Origin of the sequence: Archangium minus, assembly GCF_044360475.1 — a bacterium.
GTDB classification, from domain to species: domain Bacteria; phylum Myxococcota; class Myxococcia; order Myxococcales; family Myxococcaceae; genus Archangium; species Archangium minus.
This window is the reverse complement of the sequence record NZ_CP043494.1, coordinates 4,517,955-4,534,141: the sequence shown is the minus strand read 5'-3', so window position 1 is coordinate 4,534,141 and position 16,187 is coordinate 4,517,955. Positions and strand designations below refer to the sequence as shown.

10 protein-coding genes are annotated in these 16,187 nt (G+C 66.6%); 7 read left to right on the top strand and 3 right to left on the bottom strand.

Going from position 1 to position 16,187, the window contains the following annotated elements; all coding sequences use genetic code 11:
* Window positions 1-789, bottom strand: coding sequence for a GntR family transcriptional regulator (locus F0U60_RS18685; RefSeq protein ID WP_395821783.1), 789 nt, complete (start codon window positions 787-789; stop codon window positions 1-3).
* A 245-nt stretch (window positions 790-1,034) separates the two neighbouring features.
* On the opposite strand from F0U60_RS18685, the gene F0U60_RS18680 reads away from it, so the two are divergent.
* The 7 genes from F0U60_RS18680 (at window position 1,035) to F0U60_RS18650 (ending at window position 13,632) form a co-directional block, all read left to right on the top strand.
* Complete coding sequence (locus F0U60_RS18680) at window positions 1,035-1,952, top strand: N-acetylmuramic acid 6-phosphate etherase (RefSeq protein ID WP_395821781.1); 918 nt, start codon at window positions 1,035-1,037, stop codon at window positions 1,950-1,952.
* The gene (ptsP, locus tag F0U60_RS18675) at window positions 1,940-4,522 is read left to right on the top strand and encodes a phosphoenolpyruvate--protein phosphotransferase (protein ID WP_395821778.1); all 2,583 of its coding nucleotides are present in this window, start codon (window positions 1,940-1,942) and stop codon (window positions 4,520-4,522) included. Before F0U60_RS18680 ends, ptsP begins: the two co-directional genes overlap by 13 nt.
* Window positions 4,523-4,569: 47 nt before the next feature.
* The gene (gene nagE, locus F0U60_RS18670; protein WP_395821775.1) at window positions 4,570-6,294 is read left to right on the top strand and encodes an N-acetylglucosamine-specific PTS transporter subunit IIBC; all 1,725 of its coding nucleotides are present in this window, start codon (window positions 4,570-4,572) and stop codon (window positions 6,292-6,294) included.
* A gap of 143 nt (window positions 6,295-6,437) precedes the next feature.
* On the top strand, window positions 6,438-7,823 hold the full coding sequence (locus F0U60_RS18665) for a carbohydrate porin (RefSeq protein WP_395821772.1): 1,386 nt from the start codon (window positions 6,438-6,440) through the stop codon (window positions 7,821-7,823).
* A gap of 57 nt (window positions 7,824-7,880) precedes the next feature.
* Window positions 7,881-10,619 (top strand): family 20 glycosylhydrolase, encoded by a 2,739-nt coding sequence (locus F0U60_RS18660; protein WP_395821769.1) that lies wholly within the window; start codon window positions 7,881-7,883, stop codon window positions 10,617-10,619.
* A gap of 446 nt (window positions 10,620-11,065) precedes the next feature.
* Window positions 11,066-12,988 (top strand): glycosyl hydrolase family 18 protein, encoded by a 1,923-nt coding sequence (locus tag F0U60_RS18655; protein ID WP_395821766.1) that lies wholly within the window; start codon window positions 11,066-11,068, stop codon window positions 12,986-12,988.
* Between the two features lie 41 nt (window positions 12,989-13,029).
* Window positions 13,030-13,632, top strand: coding sequence for an RNA polymerase sigma factor (locus F0U60_RS18650; protein ID WP_395821763.1), 603 nt, complete (start codon window positions 13,030-13,032; stop codon window positions 13,630-13,632).
* A 109-nt stretch (window positions 13,633-13,741) separates the two neighbouring features.
* On the opposite strand, the gene F0U60_RS18645 is transcribed toward F0U60_RS18650, so the two are convergent.
* Entirely contained in the window at window positions 13,742-14,140 is a 399-nt protein-coding gene (locus tag F0U60_RS18645) for an NUDIX domain-containing protein (RefSeq protein ID WP_395821760.1), read from the bottom strand.
* 64 nt (window positions 14,141-14,204) lie between these two features.
* Window positions 14,205-16,031 (bottom strand): trypsin-like peptidase domain-containing protein, encoded by a 1,827-nt coding sequence (locus tag F0U60_RS18640; RefSeq protein WP_395821758.1) that lies wholly within the window; start codon window positions 16,029-16,031, stop codon window positions 14,205-14,207.
* Between the last annotated feature and the right edge of the window lie 156 nt (window positions 16,032-16,187).

Here is a 16,187-nt window from a genome sequence, read left to right as displayed (position 1 = left end):
TCACCTCTTGGGACTGGCCGGGCCAGCCAGGTTCAGTTCAACGATGAAGTCGTATGAGTCGCCTCGGTATTGAGACCGAACGAACTCCAGGGGAGTGCCGTCCTCGAGCATGGTGCGACGCTCGATGTAGAGAGCCGCCGCGCCCTCGGGCACGCCGAGCTGCTCCGCCTGGTCGGCTGGCAGCTGGATCGCCGACAGGCGCTGCAGGGCGCGGTAGGGCGTGAACCCTCTGTTCCGGAGCGTCTCATAGAGAGAGCCCTTCACCTCACTGGGATCAGGCAAGAAGCGCGTCGGGAGGACCGACAGCTCCAGCGCCATGGCGGCGCCGTTGGCCGTGCGGAGCCGTTGCAGACGGCAGACCGTGGCGCCTGGGCTGAGACCGAGCGCCAGCGCCTCCTCGGGCGTCGCCACCGCCACCTTGCGATTGAGCCACACCGAGCCTGCGACCAGTCCTCGCGACCCCATGTCCTCGGAGAAGCCCGTCAGGGTGGACAGGCGCTGCTCCACATAGGGATTCTGGCCGCGGTTCACGAAGGTGCCGGCCCCCTGCCTCTGCTCGAGCAGCCCCTCGTCCAGCAGCTCCTTCAACGCCTTGCGGACCGTGACCCGCGAGACGCTGAACCGCTCCGCCAACTCGCGCTCGCCCGGCAGTGCGTCACGGTGGCCAAACTTCCCACTGACGATCTGCCCTCTCAGATACCTCGCGAGCTGAAGGTAGAGCGGCAGCGGCAGATCGCTCGACAGCGCCTGCCCATCCAGGTCATCGGCTCCGCTCGGGTGGCTCGACATGAATTCTCCCCTCGTGCGACCACTAAGATACCAGTCTAAGACCACGAATCAAGCCAGAAGAGGGGCTCCCGATTCGAAAACCAGAATCAACTCCTTGAAAATATTGGTCTTTTCACAGTGCGTTAAAAAGGTTCTAAAAGATCTTCCGGGGTCTCCGTGAATTTTCGTTGAAATCAAGGCTCGTGCTGGTATCTTGCACCAGTCCAATCTAATACCAGCTCGTCCAGACCATAGGTGGGGGTCACATGGCGAAGGATACGGAGGGAGCAGCCCGGCGATTCCAGGGGTTGGATACCTGGGGCACGGGGGAGATCCTTGAAACGCTGTGGAGTAGCCAGTCGCGAGCGACGGCGGCCTGCCTGCCTGCCTTGCCGATGCTCGGACGCGCCGCGGATGCGGCCATCGAGCGTCTGTCTCGAGGCTCCGGGCGGTTGATCTACGCCGGGGCCGGCTCCGCGGGGACGCTCGCGGCCCTGGATGCCCTGGAGCTTGGGCCGACCTTTGATTGGCCGTCGACGCGCCTCGCCATCCTGCTGGCCGGTGGCCTGGATTTGACGCGGGGCCTCGATGGAGGCGCCGAGGACGATGAGGCTGGGGGGCGCTCGCGGGTGCGGGATCTCCGGCCCGGTTCGGCAGACGTGGTCGTCGGAGTGTCCGCGAGCGGACGCAGCGCCTTCACCGTGGGCATCGTGGATGAGGCCCGGCGCCATGGAGCCCTGACGGTGGCCATCTCCAGCATCGCTGGCTCGCCGCTCATCGAAGCCGCCGAGCACGGCGTGGTTGTTCATACGGGCGCAGAGGTCGTCGCCGGCTCCACCCGGCTGGGTGCCGGGACGGCGCAGAAGGTGCTCCTCAACCTGTTCTCTACGGCTGTGATGACCGGGCTCGGCCTGGTCTTCGACAACCTGATGTGCAACGTGCGGCCGGAGAACGCGAAGCTGCGCCAGCGCTGCATCACCATTGTTTCACGCATCGCCAATGTCGGGGAGGAGGCCGCCGCAGACGCCCTCGCCCGCCATGGAGACGTCAAGCATGCGGTCCTCGGGCTCGCGGGCCTCTCCCACGCGCAAGCCGAGGACGCCCTGGCCCGCGCTGGGGGCAACCTGCGCGTCGCGCTCGCGGAAATCGCACCCAAGGGGGGGAACGGCTCATGTCCACGCTGAGGCACGTCACACCGGTGGAGCAGCACACCATGTCCCAATTGAAGCTCGTCGCGCCGCTCGCGGGTTGGGCGACCCGCCTGGAGGAAGTGCCAGATCCCGCCTTTGCCCAGCGGATGGTGGGGGATGGCATCGCGGTCGACCCAACGTCGGCCGAGCTTCGGGCCCCCTGTGATGGTGTCGTCCTCTCAGTGCATGCCTCCCGCCACGCGTGCACGCTGCGGACCCCGACCGGCGCGGAGATCCTCCTCCACATCGGCATCGACACCGTGAACCTGCGCGGCGAGGGCTTCACGGTCCACGTCCGCGAGGGGCAGAACGTCCGGGCCGGGCAGCCGCTGATCACCTTCGACATGGATCTGCTGGCTCGCCGAGCGCGCAGCCTCGTCACGGCCATGGTGGTGACCAATGGCGACGCCCATACCATCACCGGCCGGGTGGAGGATCGCGAGGTCTCGGTCGGCGAGCTGCTGCTGGAGGTCCAGGGCGGCGAGGAAACCCACCCGGGAGAGGTGAACGGAACGACGGCGGAGCGGCATGTGCGGCTCCTCATCCCCCACGGCCTCCACGCACGTCCCGCCGCCGCCTTCGCCAGGCATGCCCGGCTTCACCCGGGTCCCGTGAACGTGGGCCACAAGGCTCACACCGTTAACGGCAAGAGCGTCGTGGCGCTCATGAGCCTCAGCGCCCAGCACGGTGCCACGCTGACGGTCACCGTCCGGGGTGAGCAGGCCGAGCAGGTGGCCCAAGAGCTGGTTGATCTGGTGACCAGCGGGCTGGGAGATCCGATCCTGCCCCTGGCGGAGTCGCCGGCCGCCCCTGTCGAGCACGTCCGAGCGCCCGTTGCCGCGCTCGTGCCCTTCACCCCCGACACGGAGGTGCTGCTCAAGGGAACCATCGCGGCCCCCGGCATGGCAGTGGGCCGGGCGGTCAGGGTCATTGAGGAGCAGCCCGAGCTCACCCGGGCAGGTCGCGGCCTTCTGGAAGAGAATCAGCGCCTGACCGAGGCCCTCTCGCGCGTGCGCCAGGACATCGAGGCGATGATCTCCCGAGAGGGAAAGGGCAGCGCGGCGCGGACGGAGATCTTCCGCGCCCACCTGGCCCTGCTCGACGATCCGGAGCTCGCCGACGCCGCCACCCAGGAGCTCCAGTCGGGCTACAGCGCCGAGTGGGCCTGGCGGACCGCGGTCGAGAAGCAGGTCCGGGTTCTCCAAGGACTCAAGGATTCGCTCCTGGCGGAGCGGGTCGACGACCTGCGCGACATCGGTCGCCGCGTCATCGCCCTGCTGACGGGCAAGGGCGGCTCGCGCGTCCCGGCCGAGCTCCCGACGGATACGATCCTGGTCGCTGACGAGCTGCTGCCGTCGGACCTGGCGGCGGTGCCCCCCGGCCGGCTGGTCGCGCTCTGCACGGCACACGGTGGCCCCACCTCACATGTCGCCATCCTGGCGGCCGGTATGGGCATTCCGGCCGTGGTGGCAATGGGCGACGCGGCCCTGCGCGTCCCCGAAGGGGCGCAGCTGATCGTCGATGGAGACCGGGGTGAGGTCCACGTCCATCCCCCCGCCGCGGCCCGGGAGGCCACGCTCCACGCCATCGCCGCCCGTGCGTCCCGCCGGGAGGCCAACCTGGCGAGGGCCCACGAGGAGTGCCGGACGGCGGATGGCACGCGCATTGAGGTCGTCGCCAACCTGGGACGTCCCGGTGACGCGGCGTCGGCCTTCGCCAAGGGCGCCGAGGGCTGCGGCCTGCTGCGCAGCGAGTTCCTCTTCCTGGACCGCGTGACCGCGCCGAGCGAGGAGGAGCAGACCGCCCAGTACCAGGAGATCGCCGACGGCCTGCGAGGCCAGCACGTGGTCATCCGCACGCTCGATGTCGGGGGCGACAAGCCGCTGGCCTACCTGCCCCTGCCGGAAGAGGAGAACCCGGTGCTCGGCCTGCGGGGCGTGCGGGTCTCGCTGCGTCACCCCGAGCTGCTGCGCACGCAGCTCCGCGCCATCCTGAAGGTGAAGCCCACGGGGGTCTGCCGCATCCTCGTCCCGATGATCACCTCCGCCTCCGAGATGCGTGCCGTGCGCGCCATGGTGGAGGAGGAGCGCCGGGCGCTGGGCATCACCGCGCCGGTCCAGCTGGGCGCCATGATCGAAGTGCCGGCCGCCGCCGTCATGGCGGACCGCCTGGCCGCCGATGCAGACTTCCTCTCCATCGGCACCAATGACCTCACCCAGTACGCGCTCGCCATGGACCGCGGCAACCCGCACGTGGCGGCGCAGCTCGACGGCCTGCACCCGGGCGTCCTGCGTCTGGTAGCCCAGACGGTGGAGGGAGCACGCAAGCACAGCCGCCCGGTGGCGGTGTGCGGCGGCATCGCCTCGGATCCCCGAGCGGCGCCGCTGCTCATCGGCCTGGGCGTCACGGAGCTGTCGGCAACTCCGTCTGTCGTTCCCGACCTCAAAGCCTTCATCCGCACACTCACCCTCCCCCAGTGTGTGGAAGTCGCTCGGAAAGCCCTGACGTTTGAAAGCGGTGATGACGTGCGCGCGCTCGTCATGAGCACGTGGCCGGGCCTGTAAGGCCCATTCCCCCCGGAACCCCCATTCACGGAAAAAGAGAGAGACTCATGGTGAACAATAAGTTCGCTGGAGTACAGCAACTCGGGCGCGCCTTGATGTTGCCCATCGCGGTCCTGCCCATCGCCGGACTTCTGCTGCGTCTTGGACAGCCGGACCTCTTGGATATTCCCTTCATCGCGGCTGCTGGCGACGCCATCTTCTCCAACCTCGGATTGCTGTTCGCGGTGGGAGTGGCGGTTGGCTTTGCACGCGAGAACCATGGTGCCGCGGGACTCGCGGGCGCCGTTGGTTTTTTTATAACCATCAAGGGTGCCGATGCGCTCGTAAATATACCGCCAGAGGTGATCGAAAACCTCACCGGCGCGGCCAAGGACTTGGCCGTCTCGAGCTACAAGGCACGCCTGGTGTCCAAGATCAGCGTCCCGGTCGGAATCCTGTCCGGACTGATCGCCGGCACCATGTACAACCGCTTCAAGGACATCAAGCTGCCGGAATACCTGGCGTTCTTTGGCGGCCGCCGCTTCGTGCCGATCATCACCGGACTGGCCTGCCTGGTGCTCGCGCTGGTGTTTGGCTTCGGCTTCCCCGTCGTCGAGGCGGGTCTGGATGGCATCAGCCGCTCGGTATTCGCCGCGGGCAAGTTCGGCCTGTTCCTGTATGGCGTCTTCAACCGCCTGCTGATCGTCACGGGCCTGCACCACATCCTCAACAACATGGCCTGGTTCCTGGTGGGCGACTACAACGGCGTGACGGGTGACCTGAAGCGCTTCTTCGCCGGGGACCCGACGGCCGGCGCGATGATGGCGGGCTTCTTCCCGGTGATGATGTTCGGTCTGCCAGCGGCCTGCCTCGCCATGTACCACGCCGCGCCCAAGCACAACCGCGCGAAGGTGGGCGGCGTACTGCTGTCCATGGCGCTGACGTCCTTCCTGACGGGTGTCACCGAGCCGATCGAGTTCGCATTCATGTTCCTCGCGCCGGCGCTCTACGCGCTGCACGCGGTGCTGACCGGCCTGTCGCACGTCATCATGGACGCCCTGAACGTGAAACTCGGCTTCGGGTTCTCGGCCGGAATGTTCGACTACGTGCTGAACTACGGCAAGGCGACCAATCCCCTCCTGCTGCTGCCCATTGGCGGAGCCTACGCTGTCGCCTACTACGGCCTGTTCCGCGTCTGCATCGCCCGGTTCAACCTGAAGACGATCGGCCGGGAGGACGAGTCCGCGGCCTCCGCCGGTGAGACCGCCAACATCGATGGCGTCTCCACCCCCGCTCCCGCGCTGGCCCGGGGCGAGGCCTACCTGAAGGCGCTCGGCGGCACCGCCAACATCCAGGTCGTTGATGCCTGCACCACGCGGCTGCGCCTGACGGTCGCCGACAACGCCCGCGTCGACGAGACGGCTCTCAAGGCACTCGGTGCGCGCGGCGTCATCCGCCCGTCGGCGGGCAGCGTGCAGGTCATCATCGGACCTCTCGCCGACCAGGTGGCGGGCGAGGTCCGGGACGCGATGCGCGCGGTCCCCGCCCAGAACGAACCCTCCAGGGCGCGCGCCATGCTCACGGCCCTCGGCGGAGCCGCCAACGTGCGCGAGCTCGGAACCTGCACCACCCGCCTGCGGCTGATCGTCGTCGACGACAAGCTCGTGGACGAGGTGGCGCTGAAGAAGCTCGGCACCCGCGGTGTGGTCAAGCCGGCCGCCGGCTCCGTCCAAGTCATCATCGGGCCCACCGCCGAACAGGTGGCTGACGAGATCCGCGCCTTGATGGCCTGACCCGTCTCAAAAACCTTTCAGTTGTAAGCCAGCCTGGGGAATGGGGCGACCCATTTCGAGCAGGTCAGGCTGGCTCTGTCTTCAAGACTCCCCAAAGACTCCCCAACAGCCGTCCCCTCCCCATCGCAGCCAGAGGTTCGAACATGAAGTTGCACCGCTTCGCTTCCCTCTTCCGTCCATCCCGTTCGGTTCGTCCGTTGGTCACCGCCCTGTCGCTGCTGTCGGCCATCCCGGCGAGCGCGCAATCTCTGGCGGATCGGCTGGACTTCTCGATGTACGGCCGCGTGGGTATCGCTTGGGCGCCGACCTCGGGTGACTTCATCCAGGGCAAGTCTTTGAACCTCACGGGCAACTCCCTGGGTGGCCGCCTCGAGGAGGGTGACTATCTGGAGCCGTCGCTGAAGATCCACCTCCTCAAGCCCTCGGCGGAGGACCTGGCGACGAACAAAGACTCTCCCTATGCCCATGCGGTGATTACGCCGGCGATGTGGGCCAACAACGGCCTGTTCATCGCCCTCACCAGCAACCGGGGAGCCCAGACGCTGACCTTCGAGCTGGGTGAGGCCTACGTGGAGGCAGGGAACCTCCTGGCCCCTGGCCTGAAGTTCTGGGGCGGCGCCCGCTACTACCGCGGCACCAACGTGTACCTGGCGGACTACTGGTACTTCAACAACCTCTCCTCGCAGGGCCTGGGCGTCCAGTACAAGGGGCTGGATGTGGCGGTGCTGCTCCAGACGTCCATCAACGGCTCGCAGTACAACTTCGACGCCAACGGTGACGGGGTGCTGGACGTGCGGCGCCAGCGCTCCATCCTGGTGGGCCAGTACAAGCAGCCGTTCGGTGCTGGTCACTACGCCCAGCTGCTGGGAGAGCTCCACGCCCTTCCGCAGACCACGGCCTCGATCCTGGGCGACAGGACCGTCCTGCCCTCCGACATCGGCTGGGTGGCGGGCATCAAGAGCCACCTGAAGTTCGGTAACGACAGCTACAACGAGCTCTCCGTGCGCTACGGCAGCCGCATCGCCAACGGTGGCGCGGCGGGTTCGCCCACGTGGGTGACCTTTGGCTCCCCGGCTGCCAATGGCAAGTACGGCAACGCGCGCAGCCTCGAGGTGGTGGAGCACCTGCTCTACAACGTCAATCCCCTCCTCTCCCTCAACGCGTACGGCACCCTCCACCTGGGCCAGGGTGCGAGCGGAGTGGCCAAGGATCGGTTCACGGACTTCTCCGTGGGCGCCCAGAGCACCGTGTACCTGCACAAGAACTTCCACCTCATGAACGAGGCCAGCTTCCAGGGCGTGCGCGATGGCGACTCGCCCTTCGGCACCGCCGTCAAGCTGTCGCTCGTGCCGACCCTCGTCCCCACCGGTCAGGCGAGCCCCTTCGCCCGTCCGCACCTGCGTCTGTTCTACACCATCGCGTTCTACAACCAGCAGGCGGTGGACACGCTCCACTCGCCCTATCTGCAGACTGTCGGCGGTAAGTCCATCGGCCACTTCCTGGGCGGTCGCGTGGAGTGGTGGATCTGAGAAGCACCCTGCAGCTCCCGCATCAAAACGGCACCAGTGACAAACCGGAGAAAGACCATGAAGCGACTCCTCATCTCTCTTCCAGTCATGGCGGTCCTGGCCTCGGGATGCACGGATCCAGAGCCAGACCCGCAGCCCCCTCCTCCTGGCCCCGGCCCCACCGAGAAGATCCCGGCCGAGCTGACGGTCCAATGGCAGCCCGTCGACAACACGGTGGGCAGCTGGAAGTTCTTCCGCTCCGAGTTCACCCTCGAGAACCATGGCCCCCAGCAGCTCGGCAGCAGCGGCTGGAAGCTCTACTTCAGCTTCGTCCGGCGGATGCTGGACGAGGGCGAGGGCGACGAGACGGGAATTCAGGATCTCACCTCGCAGGGCGTCAAGATTTCGAAGGCAGGCCAGAACGGGAGTGGCGACTATTACGTGCTCGAGCCCCTGCCCGGCTTCAAACCGCTTGCTGTCGGTGAGAAACGCACGATCAGCGTGCTGTCCCAGGACTGGGCGATCCTGAAGACGGACGCGCCGGCCGGCTTCCACATCACGTTCGAGGGAGAGGGGTTCAACCCCAACGTCGCGTTCGCCGTGCTGTCGACGGTCAAGCTCGATGCGTCCGACCCGAAGCAGACCACGCGCTTCGAGGGTGACGTGATGCCGGTCCAGACGCCGGCGCTGCGCTACGGCGAGAACCCGTCCCGCCAGGACCTGGATCTCGCGGGCCGTCTCGTGCCGACTCCGCGCCTTGTCGAGGCCGGAGCGGGCCAGGTGACGCTCCGCAGCAGCGTCGTCATCGGCCACTCGTCGGAACTGCAGAAGGAGGCCGCCTACCTGACGGCCGCGCTGAAGGACGTGTTCGCCGGCTCGGTGTCGATGCAGGCCGCCACCGGAAACGAGCAGATCGTCCTGAGCATCGACTCCAGTCTGGACGTCGACGGAGATGAGAAGAGCGATGCGGAGGGCTACGTCCTCGACGTGAAGGATGGCAAGGTGTCCATCACGGGCACGGACGCCGCGGGCGTGTTCTACGGCATCCAGACGCTCCGCCAGCTCGTGCCGGCGGACGCCTACGCCGCCGCGGTGAAGCCCGCCGACCGCCGCGGGGAGATCTCCATCCCGGAGGCGCACATCGCCGACAAGCCCGGCTTCACCTACCGCGGCATGGCGCTCGACGTGGGTCGTCACTTCCAGTCCAAGGAGACGGTCAAGAGGCTGCTCGACGTGCTCGCGCACTTCAAGATCAACAAGTTCCACTTCCACCTGACCGACGACGAGGGCTGGCGCCTGGAGATCCCCGGCATCCCCGAGCTGACCAGCTACGGCGCGCGCCGTGGGTTCGACCCGACCGAGAGCGAGATGCTCCACGCGGGGATGGGTTCCTCGAACGACCTCGACACGGGGGATAAGATCACCCTCAAGCCCGCCCGTCAGGGAGCCGGCAACGTCAAGCCGGCCTACCAGGGTTTCGAGCCGGAGACGCTCAACTTCGTCGGCAAGGGGAGCGGGTTCTACACGACCAAGGACTTCGAGGAGATCCTCGCCTACGCCGCGGAGCGGCACATCGACGTGATTCCGGAGATCGACATGCCGGGTCACGCTCGCGCCGCCGTCATGGCCATGGAGCACCGCTACCGCAAGTACAAGGACTCGGATCCCACGAAGGCGGCCGAGTACCGCCTGATCGATCCCGAGGACAAGTCCAAGCACGTGAGTGTCCAGATGTACACGGACAACTTCGTCAATCCCTGCATCGAGAGCACCTACACCTTCCTGAACAAGGTCATCCAGGAGGTCAAGGCGCGCTACGCCGCGGTGCCGGGCGCCAGGCTCATGGCCATCCATGGCGGCGGTGACGAGCTGCCGTCGCTGAGCTCGAACGTGTGGTGGAAGGATTCTCCGCAGTGCCAGCAGAACCCCACGACCCGGGACATGACCGACATCCAGATCGCCAACCACTTCTTCACGCGTTGGAATCAGATCATCACCTCGACGGGCGTGGCGATGACGGGCTGGGATGACATCATCCACAATGGCCTGAACCTGGATGGCTTCATCCCCATGCCGTGGAGCAACGTGTGGGGCTGGGGCCGCGAGGACGATGCCTACAAGTTCGCCAACCAGGGCTACAAGGTCATCCTCTCCCACGCGACGAACCTCTATATTGACCTGGCCTACAACAAGGATCCGGATGAGCCGGGTTACTACTGGGCCAACTTCGTCGACGAGAAGAAGACGTTCGAGTACCGGCCGTTCGACGTCTATGCCAACGCCACCGAGGATCGCATGGGCAACCCCATCGCTCCCGAAGCGCTCAAGGACAAGGTGCGCCTCACGGAGGAGGGAAAGAAGAACATCCTCGGCATGCACGGCCTGCTCTGGGCAGAGAACCAGAAGACGCCCGAGATGCTCGATTACTTCGCCTTCCCGAAGATGCTCGGTGTCTCGGAGCGCGCGTGGAACCCGGAGCTGCCGCCGGTGGACCAGATGCCGGCCCTCTGGGCCCGCTTCACCAACACCCTGGGCCAGTACGCGCTGCCGCGCCTGGGCGCCTATCGCGCCGTGGACCTGCGCGACGAGCTCCCGGACAGCGTGGGCGTGAACTACCGCATCCCCCTGCCCGGCGCGAAGATCGCGGATGGCAAGCTGCATGCGAACGTGCGCTACCCCGGTCTTGTTATTGAATACTCGACTGACGGAGGAGCGAACTGGAAGGCGTACACGGAACCCACGCCTGTCCAGGGCAAGGTCCTGCTCAGGGCCCGTGCGAGCGATGGACGCAGCAGCCGCACTGCTGAAGTAAATTAGTTTCCCGCCACGACTGAAAAGACGCGCGTGTGAGCCATTGCGCCCACACGCGCGTCTTTGTTTTTGCATACGCACCTCTGTTCCATAGACAACCTCATCATTTCGATGCCCATTCCTTCTCACAAGCTGGAAATCTCTCCATCAACTGAAGACACGAAAAATTTGTGTAAACAGGCTTGACCATTCCTCCTGGTCTTGCCATTCTCCAATGGCAAACCCGCAAGACTTTGCCGTAGCAGCGAACAGGAGCAGACTGCTCAAGGAATGACGCCGACAGGGATTCCCTGAACGGTGACTCCGAGAGCGGCGCCCAGAATCATAACCTTACAACCGGGAGGTCGCGAATGCGCCGTAATAAGTGGGCCGTAGGACTGATCGTCTCCGCCCTATCCGTCGGGTGTGGGCAGGAAGCCGTTTCGCCGGAGGCGGCGGGACCCGGAAGCGTGATGAGGGCACCGCTCGAGGCCGCGTGGGCACCCAATGTGGCCTACGCCGTGGGCGCGCGAGTCTCTTATTCCGGTCGAATCTACGAGTGCCGCCAGGCGCATACCTCACTGCCAGGTTGGGAGCCGGCCAATGTCCCCGCCTTGTGGCTGGATTTGGGCCCTGCCACTGGGGGCGACACCGTCGCGCCCACAGTCAACGTGAGCGCCAATGCCACGCAGTTCACCGCGGCCGGCACGCTGAACCTGACGGCCAGCGCCACGGATAACGTCGGCGTGACGAAGGTGGAGATCTTCGAGGGCAGCACCCTGGTGGCCTCGAGCTCCTCCTACAGCCGCAGCTTTACCGGGGCCGGCCAGAACGGGACGTATACCTATACGGTGAAGGCCTACGACGCCGCGGGCAACGTGGGCACCAAGACGCTGACTGTCTCCGTGCAGATCCCCGGCACGGGCGACACCGTCGCGCCCACGGTGAACGTGAGCGCCAACTCCACGCAGTTCACCGCGGCCGGCACGCTGAACCTGACGGCCAGCGCCACGGATAACGTCGGCGTGACGAAGGTGGAGATCTTCGAGGGCAGCACCCTGGTGACCTCGAGCTCCTCCTATAGCCGCACCTTCAGCAGCTCGGCCCAGAACGGGACGTATACCTATACGGTGAAGGCCTACGACGCCGCGGGCAACGTGGGCACCAAGACGCTGACCGTCTCCGTGCAGATTGGCTCCCAGACGCCCGGCGGCAAGCGCATCGTCGCCTACTACACCGCCTGGAGCGTCTACGCCCGCAAGTACTTCGTCTCCAACATCCCGGCCAGCAAGCTGACGCACATCAACTACGCCTTCGCCAACATCTCCGCGGACGGCAAGTGCATCCTGGGTGAGACCTACCCGGACATCGACATGGGCGGCGGCTGGCCCGGCGAGTGGGACGCGGGGGCACTGCGCGGCAACTTCCGCGCCCTCAAGGAGCTCAAGAAGAGCCACCCCCACCTCAAGACCCTCATCTCCGTGGGCGGCTGGAGCTGGTCCAAGTACTTCTCGCAGGTGGCGGCCACCGCGGCGTCCCGCTCGGCCTTCGTGAAGTCCTGCGTGGACATGTACATCAAGGGCCAGTTCCCCGGCGTGGACCCGGCCAACGGCGTCGGCGTCTTCGACGGCATCGACATTGACTGGGAGTACCCCACCGGCGGCGGCCTGCCCGGCAACATCAGCAGCCCGGCGGACAAGGAGAACTACACGCTGCTGATGCAGGAGTTCCGCAACCAGCTCAACGCCGTCTCCGCGCAGACGGGCAAGCAGTACCTGCTCACCATCGCCACGGGCGCCTCGCCGGACCTTCTGGCCAACAAGCAGGAGACGAAGAAGCTGTCGCAGATCCTCGATTGGATCAACGTGATGTCCTATGACTACCACGGCGCCTTCGAGAGCTCGACGAACTTCCAGTCCGCGCTCTACCGCGTCACGGGCGACCCGGCGGCGAGCTCTGGCTTCTACACCGACGGAAGCATCGCCAAGATGCTCGAGCTGGGCGTCGAGCCGAGCAAGATCGTCGTGGGAGTGCCGTTCTACGGTCGCGGCTGGGGCAACGTGCCCAACGTGAACAACGGCCTCTTCCAGAGCGGCACGCCCACCATGGGCACCTGGGATGATGGGACGTCCGGACCCACGGGCGTGTTCGACTACAAGGACATCAAGCGCAACTACGAGAACGTCAACGGGTACACCAAGTACTTCCACCCGGAGGCCAAGGAAGCCTACGTGTACAACCCGAACACGAAGATCTGGATCGCCTATGACGACCCGCAGTCCATGAGCGCCAAGGCGGACTACATCCTGAGCAAGGGACTGGGTGGCGCGATGGCTTGGGAGCTGAGCTCGGATGACGGCTCCCTGGTGGACACGCTGTATTCGAAGCTGAAGTAGTGGACCTCTCCGGCCACGCGATGACCTCGCGTGGCCGGAGGATGATGACCTGGTCACCCAATCCCACCGCCATGCAAAGAATGACAATGACCCAGGAGCCGCGCCTCCGCGCTGCCATGGAAGGGCGGCGTGATGCGGCAGAAGCACTGATTGCGGAACTCATGCCGAGGGTTCGTAACCTGGTCCGATACTCGGTCCACGTCGAATCCGAGGTGGATGACATTACTCAGGAAGCCCTGGTCGCCATCCTGCGCGGGCTGCCTACCTATCGCGGAGAGGGGGCGTTTGCGTCCTGGGCGGACCGGGTCGTGGCGCGCGTGACCTTCGCCGCTTCGAGGCGCGCTCGCGTCGAGCGCTCTCAACTGGACGTGGACGACGAGCTGGTTGAGCAGAACGCGCTACCCCCGAGCGCGACACAGCCTGAGGACTGTCTTCTGCGACGCCAGCTCGAAAAGCTGATGGATCAGCTCTCCGATGAGCAGCGGCGTGCCCTGCTCCTCCACCACGTGATGGGGATGAGCGTCCCGGAGATGGCTGAAGAGTTGGAGGTTCCCTTCGAGACGGTCCGCAGCCGGCTCCGTCTGGCGAGAGCCCATCTCCGTGAATTACTCTCCCAGGACGCCGGTCTGGAAAAATTGATGTAGTGAGAGGGGCCTCACCCCTCCAACCCTCTCACTCCACGGGCCACCAGGTGCGAGCACTCCCGCTCGTCCTCGGTGGCCCGGTTCTTTTCTAACGTGCAGCCCGAGAGCCTTACAGCCGCGCCAGCGCCGTCCGGGTGGACAGGGTCAGGGGCTGCGGCAGGGCCTCGAGCGCGAACCATCCCACACCGGCCAGGGCCGCCGGTTCGCGGTTGCTCGGCTCGCCACTGACAATGTGGGCCCGGTAGACCGGCGCCACCCAGTGGGTGCCGGCCGCCAGGTCGATCTGATCAACGATGCAGAGCAGCTCGTCGATCGCGATCTTCACACCCAGCTCCTCGGCGATCTCCCGAACCACAGCGGCTTCCACCGTCTCGCCAAAATCAACCTTGCCGCCCGGCAGCCCCCAATGGTCCGCCTCGGGCATGCGTCGGCGCCGCACCAGCAGCAGCCGACGACGCTCCCCGTCCAGGATGAAAGCACCCACGCCAATACGAGGTTGAGAGTCCATGTCGCTCCTCGAAGCTCGGGTGGCGCACCATACCCGGAAGAAGCCCCCGCGCACGGACCTCCTGCTACTGCCTCCACTCGCGCGGTACTCCCGCGTTTGACGCCTGACGCTCCAGGTCCGCCAGCTGCTCCCGAGCCCGCTTCAGCCGCCGATCGAGGTCATCCAGCGTGCTCCGCACGTTGTACCCCACCGCATCCTCCTGCGCGTATCTCCGCCGCTCCGCTTCCAGCCTGAGAATCTCGTTCTGCGCGGACTGGAACGCCATACGCCACGACTGCTCTGCCTGCCGAGCGTACGCATCCCCGCCCGCAGGCTCGTTGCGCAGTGAGCGCAACTGCCTCCCGCTCAGGAGGCGACGCTCCGCTTCCCGGGCCGTCCACACCTCCCGCGCCTTCTTCACCTGCTCCAACTTGAGCTTCGTGCGCGAGACCTCCGGGCTCCCTTTCTCCACCGTCAGCCAGCCCTGCCCCGTCCCCGGCAGCGTGCACGACTCCACCGGCAGCCTTGCCGCCCCCACGTAGAGACCTTCCGTCAGCCCCTTCGACGCCAGCCATCTCAGCCGCCGGGTGTTGTCCTCGTCCCTCGCCGCATCCATCAGCGGCTTCCATCGCTCGAACGTCACCTCCATCGCGCACGTGCCCGCATCGGATTGAAGCTCGAAGCGGTGGCTCATCCGCGAAGGCGCCTGCGGAAAGCGCTCCGCCAGGAACACCACCAGCCCCACGGTGGGGCTCTCCTCCAGTCCCAGCAGCGCCGGGCTGTAGGGCTCCAGCCGGAACTGCCGCAGGCCTCGCTCCTCCTCCCGCGCCACCTTCTCACGCAGCGCCGTCCACCGCTGCTCGGACTCGGGTGTGCTCGGCACGGACACCATCTTCCCCGCATACTGGATGGGCAGCGCCAGCCCGATGCCTTCCGCGTTGGTCACCTTCAGGGAGACCACACCCACCACCTCGCCGCGCCCGTTGAGCAGCGGGCCGCCGCTGTTGCCAGGGTTGACGGAGGCGTCGAACTGCACGTAGCCCACGCCCAGATACTCCCGGCCGAGGTGGCTCACCTTGCCCTCGTGCACCGTGAAGGACAGACCCTTGGGGCTGCCGATGAACACCAGCCGGTCCCCCGGTGACAGGTCCGTGGCATCGCCCAGAGGCAGCGGCTCGGCCCGCGCGCCCGACACCCGCACCGTCGCCAGGTCCAGGTCCTCGTCGCGCTCCAATGTCTGGCCCAGCACCCGCCGCCCGTCCGACAGCGTCACCTCCATCATCACGCCCACCGGACATGCCACGTGGGCGTTCGTCAGCACCTGCTCCTCGCCCACGAAGAAGCCCGCCCCCGTGGAACCCTCGCACCGCAGGCTCACCGTGCCCGGCAGCGCGAGCCGTGAAATCTCCTGGGTGGTGAGCTCCTTCGGCGGCGCCAGGGTCTCCGTACCGGCATCGGGAGCGATAGCCGCGGCGGTGGCAACGGGCGTCTCGGGCACCGGCGCCTTCCGGGTGGCCACGACTGCCCCCACCCCCACCCCTAGCAGCACCGCGCCCCCGAGCACCGCCGGCACCCAGCCCGGCATGGCCCCGGTGCTCTTCGCGGGACGCAGCTCCGCGGTGGCCCCCTGCGTGGCCAGCGCCTCCACAACCCGCTGCGCGAAGACCCGGGACACGCCGCGCACCACCCGCCCATCCGCCCGCTCCAGCGCCTTGCGCAGCTCGGCGAAAGGCGGCACCGGCGGGCCCAGCGGCGCGAGGGCCCGCGCCAGTTGGAAGCTCCTCCGCTCCTCGGGAGCGCGCTCCTTCAGAACCACGTCGACGAGCAGGCTCGCCCCACAGCGGCACCGGACGCCCTCCCCCTCCTCCGGCCGTCCACACCGCAGGCACCGCACTTCCATCGACTGACTCATGACGCCCCCTCTTCACTCAGGCGGCCCCTCACGTAACACCCTGCCCCTCCACGGGGAAGATACGCGTGGTGAGCCACCCGGGAGGCACCTCGTGCCGACACTTGAGGCACGGTGGGGCTCGTGCCACTGTCCCAGTGGACCCCCGCCCCACCCGCC

Bases quoted from the DNA above. Each gene is read 5' to 3' on its own strand.
- F0U60_RS18685 (WP_395821783.1), bottom strand. From the start codon at position 789: ATGTCGAGCCACCCGAGCGGAGCCGATGACCTGGATGGGCAGGCGCTG.
- F0U60_RS18680 (WP_395821781.1), top strand. From the start codon at position 1,035: ATGGCGAAGGATACGGAGGGAGCAGCCCGGCGATTCCAGGGGTTGGAT.
- ptsP (WP_395821778.1), top strand. From the start codon at position 1,940: ATGTCCACGCTGAGGCACGTCACACCGGTGGAGCAGCACACCATGTCC.
- nagE (WP_395821775.1), top strand. From the start codon at position 4,570: ATGGTGAACAATAAGTTCGCTGGAGTACAGCAACTCGGGCGCGCCTTG.
- F0U60_RS18665 (WP_395821772.1), top strand. From the start codon at position 6,438: ATGAAGTTGCACCGCTTCGCTTCCCTCTTCCGTCCATCCCGTTCGGTT.
- F0U60_RS18660 (WP_395821769.1), top strand. From the start codon at position 7,881: ATGAAGCGACTCCTCATCTCTCTTCCAGTCATGGCGGTCCTGGCCTCG.
- F0U60_RS18655 (WP_395821766.1), top strand. From the start codon at position 11,066: ATGAGGGCACCGCTCGAGGCCGCGTGGGCACCCAATGTGGCCTACGCC.
- F0U60_RS18650 (WP_395821763.1), top strand. From the start codon at position 13,030: ATGATGACCTGGTCACCCAATCCCACCGCCATGCAAAGAATGACAATG.
- F0U60_RS18645 (WP_395821760.1), bottom strand. From the start codon at position 14,140: ATGGACTCTCAACCTCGTATTGGCGTGGGTGCTTTCATCCTGGACGGG.
- F0U60_RS18640 (WP_395821758.1), bottom strand. From the start codon at position 16,031: ATGAGTCAGTCGATGGAAGTGCGGTGCCTGCGGTGTGGACGGCCGGAG.